Annotated in this window: 9 protein-coding genes and 1 riboswitch; all 9 genes read right to left on the reverse strand. The window is 29.8% G+C overall.

Annotated features, from left to right (window positions below):
- Window positions 1-9 precede the first annotated feature (9 nt).
- The gene (locus tag ELUMI_RS03485; RefSeq protein ID WP_025734788.1) at window positions 10-615 is read right to left on the reverse strand and encodes a nucleotide exchange factor GrpE; all 606 of its coding nucleotides are present in this window, start codon (window positions 613-615) and stop codon (window positions 10-12) included.
- Window positions 608-1,636 (reverse strand): heat-inducible transcriptional repressor HrcA, encoded by a 1,029-nt coding sequence (hrcA, locus tag ELUMI_RS03490; protein WP_025734787.1) that lies wholly within the window; start codon window positions 1,634-1,636, stop codon window positions 608-610. The genes ELUMI_RS03485 and hrcA overlap by 8 nt, the downstream gene beginning before the upstream one ends.
- Before the next feature lie 48 nt (window positions 1,637-1,684).
- Window positions 1,685-3,829: an ATP-dependent Clp protease ATP-binding subunit gene (locus ELUMI_RS03495; RefSeq protein ID WP_025734786.1), complete on the reverse strand. Its 2,145-nt coding sequence runs from the start codon at window positions 3,827-3,829 to the stop codon at window positions 1,685-1,687.
- A 196-nt stretch (window positions 3,830-4,025) separates the two neighbouring features.
- Window positions 4,026-7,244 carry a BspA family leucine-rich repeat surface protein gene (locus ELUMI_RS03500; protein WP_100618546.1) on the reverse strand — a complete coding sequence of 1,073 codons (3,219 nt, stop codon included), beginning with the start codon at window positions 7,242-7,244 and terminating at the stop codon, window positions 4,026-4,028.
- A 267-nt stretch (window positions 7,245-7,511) separates the two neighbouring features.
- The gene (gene guaB, locus ELUMI_RS03505; protein ID WP_025734602.1) at window positions 7,512-8,633 is read right to left on the reverse strand and encodes an IMP dehydrogenase; all 1,122 of its coding nucleotides are present in this window, start codon (window positions 8,631-8,633) and stop codon (window positions 7,512-7,514) included.
- A 9-nt stretch (window positions 8,634-8,642) separates the two neighbouring features.
- Complete coding sequence (gene guaA / locus ELUMI_RS03510; protein ID WP_025734601.1) at window positions 8,643-10,184, reverse strand: glutamine-hydrolyzing GMP synthase; 1,542 nt, start codon at window positions 10,182-10,184, stop codon at window positions 8,643-8,645.
- A gap of 62 nt (window positions 10,185-10,246) precedes the next feature.
- Window positions 10,247-10,308: riboswitch (nucleoside riboswitch) on the reverse strand.
- Window positions 10,309-10,432: 124 nt separating this feature from the next.
- Window positions 10,433-11,398, reverse strand: coding sequence for a Fic family protein (locus ELUMI_RS03515; protein WP_025734600.1), 966 nt, complete (start codon window positions 11,396-11,398; stop codon window positions 10,433-10,435).
- 128 nt (window positions 11,399-11,526) lie between these two features.
- Window positions 11,527-12,471, reverse strand: coding sequence for an MSC_0882 family membrane protein (locus ELUMI_RS03520; RefSeq protein WP_025734599.1), 945 nt, complete (start codon window positions 12,469-12,471; stop codon window positions 11,527-11,529).
- Window positions 12,438-12,713, reverse strand: a complete 276-nt coding sequence (locus tag ELUMI_RS04650) for a TIGR04561 family membrane protein (RefSeq protein WP_025734598.1) — start codon at window positions 12,711-12,713, stop codon at window positions 12,438-12,440. Before ELUMI_RS04650 ends, ELUMI_RS03520 begins: the two co-directional genes overlap by 34 nt.
- Between the last annotated feature and the right edge of the window lie 51 nt (window positions 12,714-12,764).

Here is a 12,764-nt window from a genome sequence, read left to right on the forward strand (position 1 = left end):
CTCTTTTTCTTATTTTGCCACTTTGACTAATGCGTGCATAATCACGCGTTCATATAATTTATAACCATTTGATATTACCGCAACAATTTGCCCTGTTTTAAATTCTTCAGATTCAACTGTTTCGTTACCATTGTGAATCAATGGATCAAATTGGTCACCAATATTCACTTGAATTTGTTGGATGCCGTTTTCTTCTAAAGCATGTTCCATTTGTTTAATCACCATTTCAAAACCAATGAAATAATTTTTAATTTCATCACTTGACACTGGCGAATTTAAAACTTTTTTAAATAAATCAATTGGTCTTAAAATGTCTTCTGCCAGTTTGGTTCCACCATATTTGCGCATTGATGAAATTTCTTCAGAATGGCGTCTGGCCATCGTTTGGATTTTAGCAATGTTCTTCAAATTTTCTTCTTCTGCTTCTTGTTTTTGAGTTGTTAGTTGTATTTTTAACGCTTCGATTTCAGCTTCTAAAATTTGAACTTTATCTTCAACAATTTTTTTATAATTAATATGAATTTCAGGATCTTGGGTTCCTAAAAAATCTAATGTGATTTGAAATTCATCTTTTTCAGATTTTGATTCTTTTTTGTCGTGTTTGTCTTTACTCATACTTCTCCTTTTGTTTTTTATCAACGAGTTGAATTAGTCATTCCACTAATTGCATTGCTTGATCATAATTCATACGTTTAGGACCAACTAATGTAATGGCTGTTGATTTCCCATTCATTTCAAATTCTGCTCCCAGCATCGCTATATCATCAAGATTGTTGTCACCATCTTCTCCGATGCTTGTCACAATTTTATGGATTGATTGATTCGAACCATAATGGACATTATATCAATCAAAAGGGGACATTTTTTCCATAATTTGAATCACAGATTTTAATTTTTCAGTATTATTAAATTCTGGATTTTCAAGCATATATTTCAATCCATGCATTTCTTTGGTTTCTTGACCACCTTGTAAAATTGCACCTAAAAATGATTGAAAAATAAACTCATAATTTTGAACGCTAATTTTTAATTCACTTTTTAATTTTTGTGTGATTTTATCAATGTCAGAAATTTTTTCATTAACTAAGTTATCTGAAAAAAGTTCGATGGAAATTGACAAGTCAGACAAAGAAATATTTCTTAAATTAAAAACTTTTTTTTGAACCATTCCATTTGATAAAACGAAAATCACTGAAGCATTTTCATCGGATAATGGAATTAAATCAATCTTTTTTAATAACACATCATTTTTAGTTTCTTTGGTTGAAATGATGGCTGTTAATTTGGTCATTTCACTAATAATATTTGTGGCTTGATCAAGCACATCTTCGATATTATTGTTTCGTAAATTAATTAATTTTTCTAATTGGTGTTTGAGTTCTTCGTTGCTTGTTTTATTCATCAAGAAATCAACATAATAGCGATAACCTTGAGTTGATGGCACACGTCCAGAAGATGTGTGTTGTTTTTCTAAGTAACCTTTTTCTTCTAAAAATGCTGATTCGTTTCTGATTGTTGCACTAGAAATTTTAATGTGTAAAAGATCTAAAATGGTTTTCGAACCAACTGGTTGAACAGTCTTAATAAATTCTTGAACAATCACTTTTAAAATCAATTCTTGTCTATCTGTTAACATTAAATCACGACTCCCATTTCATATTTTAGCACTTAAATGATTATATTGCTAATTTAAAGCTGCTGAATTTTTAAGAACATAATGACCTTTTTCTTCAACATCAATTAAGTATTTTTTATCTTCTTGTAAATGCCCACTAATAATTTCTTTAGCTAACAATGTTTCTAAATTTTTTTCAATATAACGTTTAATTGGTCGTGCTCCAAATTTTAGATCATAACCATTTTCTAAAATGTCTTTTTTCGCATTATCTGAAAATGAAATGTATCAAGAATGCGTTTTTTCTAAACGTTTTGCCAATTCATTCAATAATTTATCAATGATTTCAACAATGACATCTTTTGACAAAGCGTTGAATGTGACAATATTGTCAATTCTGTTTAAAAATTCTGGTCGGAAATGTTTTTGTAATTCAGCAGTTAACATTTGTTGACTAATCTCATTGGGATTTTCAGCGTTTAACATATATTCACTGGCAATGTTTGAAGTCATAATTATAATTGTATTTTTAAAATCAATTGTTTTACCTAAAGAATCTGTGATTCTTCCATCATCTAAAACTTGTAATAAAACATTGAAAACATCTGGGTGAGCTTTTTCGATTTCATCAAATAAAATAATTGAATATGGATTTCTTCTAACAGCTTCAGTTAATCTTCCACCCTCTTCATATCCGACATATCCAGGAGGTGAACCAATCAATTTAGAAACTGAATGTTTTTCCATGTATTCACTCATATCAATGCGAATCATTTTTTTCACTGAGTTAAACATCGCTTCAGCCAAAGATTTGGCCACTTCAGTTTTTCCAACCCCAGTTGGGCCTAAAAATAAGAAACTTCCAATTGGTTTATTCGGATCTTTAATCCCTGCACGACTACGCATAATCGCTTCACAAACTGCTTGAATTGCTTCATCTTGACCTTTAACTTGTTCTTTTAAAGTTTCGGGTAAAGTTAAGAGTTTAGCTTTTTCTGATTCAATCAATTTGTCAACCGGAATGTTAGTTCAACGAGCGACAATACTTGCAATTTCTTCTTCAGTTACTTCTTCTGTTAATAACGAATCTTTAGAATTCATTTCAGTTTCTAATAATTGTTTTTCAAGTGTTGGGAGTAATGAATATTGAATCTCTCCAGCACGTTTATAATTACCTTCAGTTTGTGTGATTTCTAATTCTTTTTTTAATTGTTCAATCGTGTTTTTAAAACCATTAATTCTTTCTAAAACCTTTTTTTCTGATTCTCATTGTTGGTTTAAAGCAGATTGTTTAACTTGCAAGGATTTTAATTCAGTTTCAGCTTCAATTAAACGGTCTTGAGATTTACTATCTTTTTCTTTAGAAAGCGCTGAACGCTCAATTTCTAATTGCATAACTTTACGATTGATTTGGTCTAATCCTTCAGGGATGGAAGCCAGTTCTGTTTTAATTCCAGCAGCTGCTTCATCGACCAAATCAATCGCTTTATCTGGTAAAAAACGGTCAGAAATATAACGATTTGATAAATCAGCGGCAGCGACAAGCGCATTGTCGTGAATTCTTACTCCATGATAGTTTTCAAAACGTTCTTTTAAACCACGTAAAATCGAAATTGTTTGTTCTAAAGTTGGTTCCGCGACTAAAACTTTTTGAAAACGTCTTTCTAAAGCTGCATCCTTTTCAATGTATTGACGATATTCATTTAAAGTGGTGGCTCCAATTGCTTTTAATTCACCGCGAGCAAGTGAAGGTTTCAATAAATTAGAAACATCCATCCCTCCAGATTGACCAGTTTTACCAGCTCCAACAATTAAATGTAATTCATCAATGAATAAAATAATTTCTCCATTTGATTGTTTAATTTCATTCACAACTCCTTTAATACGACTTTCATAATCACCAAGATACATCGCCCCGGCCATTAAACTTCCCATATCAAGTTCTAAAATTCTTTTATTTCGTAAAACAGATGGCACATCACCTTTAACAATTCGTTGAGCCAATCCTTCAATAACCGCGGTTTTACCAACTCCAGGTTCTCCAATTAAAACAGGATTATTTTTGGTTTTACGACTTAAAATTCGCACCACACGCATAATTTCTTCTTCACGCCCAATCACGGGATCAATTTTGCCATCTTTGGCATCTTTTGTTAAATCTCTTGTGTATTTGGCTAACGCGTCAGTGACTTTACCTTTTTCTTGAATATCCATATAAACCTCCACATTGAATTTATAATTACAAAAATTATAGCATATGTTTTAGCAATGTGAATAGGTGAGTGCTAAAAAATAAATTTAATTATTACCGTTATAATTTAAAAGAAAAAAACTAAAATCCATTTTGGATTTTAGTAAAAATTAGATCAATACCAGTGACTTACTAATCAGCAACGGTTTTTTTGTCACACTATCATTCTGGAAAATTAGGTAAATTTTCTTCTGTTAAACCTGATTCAAATGAAAAGTTATAACAATCATAAACATTATCTACATTTCAGCTTTTTAAATCTTGATTAAATGCTTTTGCATATCTAAACATACTAGTCATATTTTTCACATTTAGAGTATCTCACCCTGAAATATTTCTATTAAATATTGCTGCTGCTTCAAACATCCCCTCCATTGTTGTTACTTTAGAAGTGTTTCAATTTGAAATATCACCATCAAATGCTGATGCATCTTTAAACATTTCTTTCATATCAGTTACTTTTGAAACGTTTCAAACATCACCAACAGTATTTATGTCTTTATTAAATGAATTTGTACCTTTAAACATACTAGACATATTTGTGACTTTTGAAGTGTTCCAGTTGGTAATATCAGCATTAAATACTCTTGCATTTTCGAACATTCCAGACATATTAGTTACATTTGAAGTGTTTCAATGATTGTCTACAGTGTTTATGTTTCTATTAAATTTGTTTGTGCCCTTAAACATACTAGACATATTTGTGACTTTTGAAGTGTTCCAGTTGGTAATATCAGCATTAAATGCTTTTGCATTTTCGAACATAGAACTCATATCAGTTACATTTGAAGTGTTTCAGTTGGTAATATCAGCATTAAATACTCTTGCATTTGAGAACATTCCAGACATATCAGTTACATTTGAAGTGTTTCAATGATCGTCTACAGTGTTTATGTTTCTATTAAATTTGTTTGCACCTTTAAACATGCTAGACATATCAGTTACATTTGAAGTGTTTCAATTTGAAATATCAACATTAAATGATTGTGCATTTTGAAACATAGATCCCATATTTTTTACTTCTAAAGTATCTCAATTTGAAATGTTACCATTAAATTTCTTTGCCCCATCAAACATCATGGTCATATCAGTTACATTTGAGGTGTCTCATATTTTATCTTTTCTTGTTAAATCTTGATTAAATGATTCTGCATCTTGAAACATTAGTTGCATTTCAGTTACATTTGAGGTGTCTCATGTTGAAATGTTTCCATTAAATTGTTCAGCTCCTTGAAACATGTGCGACATTTTTTGAACTTTTGAGGTTTCTCAATTATTTAAATCTTGATTAAATGCCTTTGCTCTAATAAACATCGTATTCATGTCTCAAACATTAGATACATTTCAATCATTTAGTTCTTGATTAAATGATTCTGCATCCATAAATGCATTTTTCATAATTTCAACATTTGAAGTATCTCATTCCGAAACATTACTGTCATTAAATTGAATAGCCCCATCAAATATTTTGTATAAACTCTTTATTTGGGGTGAAATATAATTGGGTACTTTTTCAATATTTTTTGGCATTTTATGTGCTTTCATTATATTTTTTTCATTGTCCATGCCAAAACCAATATGTAAAACTTCTTTAGTTTCTTGTGGGGCTGTATCGTTAGTTGATTTAATTTCTTGAGTTTTAGCATCGATATATATGGTTTGAGGATAAGATTGCATGTCTTTGATTTGATATATTTCTAATTCACCATTATATATATAGTCATTTTCAATAGAACCTTCGCCAATAAATTTCCATTTTGTAATCGGAACTTTTTCAGATTTTAATAATTTTTGTTCAATAACTTTAATTCCACTTTTTGGATATAATTCTGAGACTTTGTTTTCTAATGTTTTTGCATTTCAAAATTCTTCTTGAGATCTAACAATTTTTTCTAAATCTTTTTTAATTTCTGAAATATTTTTTGTTGTATCAATTTTCTTTTCTCATTTATGAGTTAATTCAATGTTTTCATTTCATTTATATTCGTTGTCTATTGAACCATTTCCAACAAATTTTCATTTATTTCGTTGGGGTTGGGGGGCAATGTCAAAAGAACGAGTTAAAGCATTAACTGGAGTAACTTCAATTTCTTTTATACCAAATTCTTTATCAATTGCACTTTGTAAGTCTTCTTGATTTCAAGCTTTATATTTATATTCTTCTTGATCTAAAATAGCTTGTAAACCTTCTTTAATCTCACCGATTGGTTTGGTATTATCAATTTTTTTGGTTCAATTATGCGTTAAAGTAATTGATCCGGTATATTCAAATTCATTATCAATATTTCCATCACCTGTAAATGTATATTGATCATAATGTTCTTCAGGATGATGAGCACGAGATGAACCACTTTTTTTAACAGCAATTGCACCTAAAGGATATTTTTCATCAATTCTTTGTTGTAAATCACTTTCAATTCAAGCTTGATTTTTTAGTTCATCTAAAATCGCTTGTAAATCAATTTCGATTGTTGAAATATTAACAGTATCATCAACTGTTTCTGTTCAATTATGAGTTAAAATAATTGAACCAGTATATTCAAATTCATTACCAATATTTCCATCACCTGTAAATGTATATTGATCATAATGTTCTTCAGGATGATGAGCACGAGATGAACCACTTTTTTTAACAGCAATTGCACCTAAAGGATATTTTTCATCAATTCTTTGTTGTAAATCGTTTTCAGTTCAAGCTTGGGTTGTTTGTTCATCTAAAATCGCTTGTAAATCAATTTCGATTGTTGAAATATTAACAGTATCATCAACTGTTTCTGTTCAATTATGAGTTAAAATAATTGATCCAGTATATTCAAATTCATTACCAATATTTCCATCACCTGTAAAGGTGTATTGATCGTGGCGTTCTTCCAAATGATTAGCACGAGATGAACCACTTTTTTTAACAGTAATTCCCCCTCAAGGATATTTTTCATCAATTCTTTGTTGTAAATCGTTTTCAGTTCAAGCTTTGGTTGTTTGTTCATCTAAAATCGCTTGTAAATCAATTTCGATTGTTGAAATATTAACAGTCTCGTTAATGGTTTCTGTTCAAGTATGGGTTAAAATAATTGAACCAGTGTAATTATTACCACTACTTGTGAATTTGTATTGATCTTGATGAATTTGTGAACCAGAAGCACGGATGGATGAATCAATCAATTCAACACTAATTGAGGATTCTCCATATTGATCATTAATTTTGTCTTGGAGTTCTTCTAAATTTCACGCGGAATCTTGTTTTTGATTTAAAATTTGTTTAAGTTCATTTTCAATATTGGTAATTGAATTTGTTGCTTTATTCCCACAAGCCACAACAGTTACACTTGTTGTGGCTAAAATTCCGATACTACCTAATAATGTTAATAGTTTTTTCATTTTCAAAGTTCTTTCTGAGTAAATGTCATTTATGTTAATATATAAGCACTTAAATGTTTATATTTTTAAATTAAATACCTTAATAATTGCTGTTTTATGTGAGTATTTTGTTTTTTTATATACCTACTCAATTTAATCTTATAAGAAAATAACTAAAAAGTACTTTCCTGTTTAGAAAGTACTTTTTAGAATTTTAGGTTAACATTGAGAAAATGATAAACTAATAGTTTGATTATTATGCTTAGATTGCCAAGCAATTTAAAGTCACTATTTGTAATTTGGTGGGGCTTTAATCATCTCCACACCATGAGGGTGTGATTCACTTAAACCAGCATGTGTGATTTGCACAAATTCCACTTTGTGTTTAATTTCAGCAATGGTTTGACAACCAGTATACCCCATTCCAGAACAAAGACCACCCATTAATTGATAAACAATATTGCTAACTTCACCTTTATATTCAACCAACGATTCAATTCCTTCGGGAACTAATTTTTTTTGGTCTTTTTGAAAATAACGATCATGACTCCCACGCTCCATGGCAACCATTGACCCCATGCCAACATAAGATTTAAAATGTTTGTCATTGATTGTAATGATGTTTCCGGGAGCTTCTTTAGTTCCAGCAAACAATGAACCAATCATAATCACATCAGCCCCAAATCCCAATGCTTTAATTAAATCTCCAGAATATTTAATTCCCCCATCACTAATTAAAGGCAGATCATGTTGTTGACAATATGCGGCCACATTGGCCAGAGCTGTAATTTGAGGAACTCCAATTCCAGCCACAATTCTGGTTGTACAAATACTTCCTGGACCAATCCCGACTTTAACAGCATTAACCCCAGCTTCATGTAAATCTTTGGCTGCTTGTTCGGTTGCAATATTGCCAGCAATGATTTGTAAATTTGGATATAAATTACGAGCTTTTTTGACTAAATTCAGCACATGTAAAGAATGACCATGTGCTGAATCAATGACCACAAAATCAATTCCAGCCTCCACTAGTTGTTCTAAACGTTTAACAGCGTCCGCACTTGTTGAAATTGCAGCACCAACAATTAATTGCTTGTTTTGATCTAAATTGGCATTCACATAATGGTCAAAGTTAGTTTGAAAAGCTTTCACTTTTCTAATTTCATCAGCTTGTTGTTCAATGGTTAAATTTTTATGAATCACCCCAACCCCACCAAGCAGCGCTAAATGAATACTCATCTCTGATTCAGTCACAGTGTCCATGGCAGCTGACATTAAAGGAATGTTTAAACTAATTTTTTTAGTTAAACGGGTTTTTAAAACTACATCTTTTGGTAACACTTCACTGTATGCTGGAACTGCTAAAATATCATCAAAAGTTAAAGCTTGTTGGATTAATTTTTTTGTCATCTTATCTCCTTATTCTCATTCAATCGTTCCTGGTGGTTTTGACGTCACGTCATAAACCACACGATTTACCCCTTCAACTTCATTAATAATGCGTCCAACAACATGATCAATAAATTTTCAAGGTAGATGTGAAGCTTGAGCAGTCATAAAATCAATTGAATCAACACTTCTCAAAGCCACTAGATTTTCATATGTGCGATTATCTCCCATCACTCCGACTGTTTTAACAGGTAGTAAGGTGGCAAATGCTTGAGAAACTTTATTGTATAATTTCTTTTTTCTTAATTCTTCAATAAATATTGCATCAACTTCACGAAGTAAATCACATTTTGCTTTTGTCACTTCCCCAATGATTCTAATTCCTAAACCAGGACCTGGGAATGGATGACGATTAATTAGTTGATCAGCAATGCCTAAACTTTGACCAATTTGACGAACTTCATCTTTAAATAAATCTTTAATTGGTTCTAACAAAGTTAATTTTAAATCTTTAGGCAATCCTCCAACATTGTGGTGTGATTTAATTGTTTTTGAACTATGTCCTTTTTTTGAGGATTCAATAATATCGGGATAAATGGTTCCTTGGGCTAAAAAAGTAATTTCTTGGTTATGTTCTTCAATGTAATTGGTAAAAACATCAATAAATAACTTACCAATAACTTTCCGTTTTTGTTCAGGATCAACAACACCTTTTAAATGTTGATAAAACATTTCACTAGCATCAATTTTGACAATCTTCATTTGAAAATGCTTTTCATAAAATTCAATCACTTCGTTTGCTTCGTTTTTACGAAGCAAACCATGATCAACAAAAACACAAGTTAGTTGTTCTTGAATGGCTTTTTGAATTAACACAGCACTCACCGAAGAATCAACTCCCCCAGATAATCCTAAAACAACTTTTTGGTCTTTAACTGTTGCTTTGATGTTAGCGATTGTTTGTTCGATAAAATCTTCAAGATATCAATCTTGATTGACTTGGCAAATATTAAAAATAAAATTCTTTAAAAGCACTGTTCCGTATTCTGATTGGGTCACTTCAGGGTGAAATTGAATGCCATAGAATTCTTTGGTTTCATGCTTAATCAAGGCAATTGAATTTTTTGAAGTTCCAATAATTTCAAAATCTTTTGGCATTTTATCAATATGATCAGCATGACTCATTCACACAATTGAGTCTTTGGGAATATCTTTGGTTAAAGCGTTGTGAATCGAAATTGAAATTGTAGCACGCCCAAATTCTTGTTTTTGTGCTTGTTGCACAACCCCATCAAAGTCATGGGCTAAAAGTTGCATTCCATAGCAAATTCCTAAAATTGGTAAATCTAAATTATAAATTTGCTGATCAATTTGATAAGCATCTGTTTGATAAGTACTAGCCGGACCACCTGAAAAAATTATTCCCTTTAAATTTTGATATGCTTTTAATTCTGCAGCTGTAATTTCATAATCAATAACTTCAACATAAACATGTAATTCACGAATTCGACGAGCAAGGAGTTGGGTGTATTGACTTCCAAAATCTAAAATAATAATTTGTGTATTTTTCATTTTTTCCTTTCTGAAATCAAAAAAAGTAAGCTTTTGTGTGACAAAAACTTACTTTAAGATGAACTTATAGTCCTTAATTGGTTAAGGGTAGAGACGCCAGACCATTGTTCTAGCATATATAAGTTTTTGACTTTTGATATTCAATTGTATATAGAAATATTACACAATATAAAGCAAAATACAATAAAATATCATTTAACTACAAGAAAAAATGCTGTTTCACTTTTGAGTCATTGCATTGAATTATTCTAAAGTTCTAATTCAATATTTTTATTTTGATGATATTCATATATTTGTTTTAATAAATTTTGAGTTGAAAAAAATTGTTTTTTAACTTCCTTAGAAATTAAACCTTTTTCACTTAGATTATTAGATTCTTCGAAAATTAATTCATAGAAAAATTCTTTAAAATCAGTTGGCATTTCTTCGAATAAAGTTCAATCTTTTTGTTTTTCTTTATCGCTTAATGTTGTGCTCAAAATATTTAAGTATTTTTCGTGATTTCTTTTATTTTTTATATTAATTGGAAATATGTTTTGTTCAAAAAACATAGAATCCAAAACTAATCTACCAGTTCTTCCATTCCCTTCTGCAAATGGATGAATAAATTCGAAATTTAGATGAAATAATAATGCAGCATCAACTTTCTTGATTTCTGTGGATAATGGATCTAATAAAACTTTGTTATATCTTTCCAAATTTTTATTCATGTTAGATTCTATAAAATTAGGATTCATAAAAACTAACCTTTCTCCATTTGCTTTCATTTTTTCCAAACCAGTCGTTCTATATTCTCCAATTAAATTCGGATATATTTGTTCTTGAGTTTTTTTATCTCAAATTGGCATCAAAGCATTAACGAACGTTCTACTAAAAATATTCATATTAAAATTTTCTAATAATATCTCACTAATTTGTTTGATATATCTATTGTCAATTTTTGTTTTATTATAAAAAAAATTTTGTTCAACAAAATCTACGGCATTTTTAAAATTAAAGATTTCTAATTCAGTAAAAATCTCTTTAATTCTTTTACCATTCAACGTTTCTAAGAAAGCGTTATTTAAATTTTTATTAGCTACTGAATAATATTCCTGCACTTCTTGATTTTGATAAAAATATGAAAGATATTGTTCTTTAGTCAATTCTTCATTTTCAATAGAATTTGAATTAAAACCAATATCTTCTTTTCAATATTTTAGATAATCTTTCATAAATAAACGCCAACTTTCTATACATATATTATAACAAAAAACGAGTGGTTCCTTTTTCGGGACACATAATCAAAATCACAACAAAGTGGTTGTAAAATTATATGTAAAGAAAAAGGAACCACTACAATTTAAATGAACGGAATTATTGGTTTATTTTTATTTTTTCTGACAATCATTCAAGGAATGATCACAATGAATAAAACCAATGTTAAGAAGACAAAGAAGATTACCATGCAAATGCGGTTAGTTCTTTTACGAATATCTTTAACTTGATCAAAAGGTACAATTTCATAACCATAATATGCACTAATATTACCTTTGCGAGCTCTTGTAAAAAATAACGAAATAATGTGAATAAAAAGTGTTGAAGCTAAAATTGAAATCATAATAATAATTTCAGTGTTCATTGAAGGATTATCTTTTGTCGCTGTTTTAATAATAAAGAAAATTCCGATAATAATTCCACCTCATAAATAAATACTAAATGAAATTCAATTCATATAAATTGGACGAGCAACTAAAGCCTTATAATTTCTCACCAAAAAGTAAGGAATTTTTTCAACCCCCATTAGCAAATCGGTTTTATAACTTTTTAACCCAATTCTTAAATGGTTAAAATCAATTAAACCAATTAAAAAGAAAAGTAATGAAAAGATCATTAAAATAATCATCACAGCTGGATGAGGGATAAACTTTAACGGGATTTTAAGTTGTGAATCATTCACGATTGGGGCTAAATAATGCACTAAAACAAAAAATGCCGAAATAAATAAAAGCACAAAACCAATAAAAATAATGCCGGTTAAAGAAAGTTTTTGCAAACGAATTTCTTTAGCAATTTGATTCGGGATTTCAGCATTTTCTAATTGTTTTTTTGTAAAATTAGGTCTTGTTTGATTATGAATTGGTTGGTTAAATCCTAAATTTTCAGCCAAATTTTGATTGCTCAAATTTTGGTTGGAAAATTGACTTTGTTGATATGGATTTTTGATGTTGGCATCATTCACATAAACAGGTGTTTTGTCAGGTTGAACCGGATTTAAGTTGTTATTCTTTTTATTAGAGAAGTCCATTTTTTGCCTTTCTTTCTATCTTTCAGAATTGATTGAATTTCGTTGTCCACGTTTTGTTTCCCTAGTTCAATTTTTTTAATATTTTCTAATTCTTCATTGTTGGTTGTTTCTTGTTTGATCTTACGAAAAACTAAATTCAAGATGTAAATCAGCAAGGTTAAACCGGCCATGATACTAAAAACATATACCAAAATTGATAATGGAACATTGAGTCCGAAGACTTCTAATGACGATAAAAACATGCTAACCTCTCAACTAATAATTTATCTTATTTTAACAAAAAGAACATTTGA

Origin of the sequence: Williamsoniiplasma luminosum, from assembly GCF_002803985.1 — a bacterium.
Taxonomy (GTDB): domain Bacteria; phylum Bacillota_I; class Bacilli_A; order Mycoplasmatales; family Mycoplasmataceae; genus Williamsoniiplasma; species Williamsoniiplasma luminosum.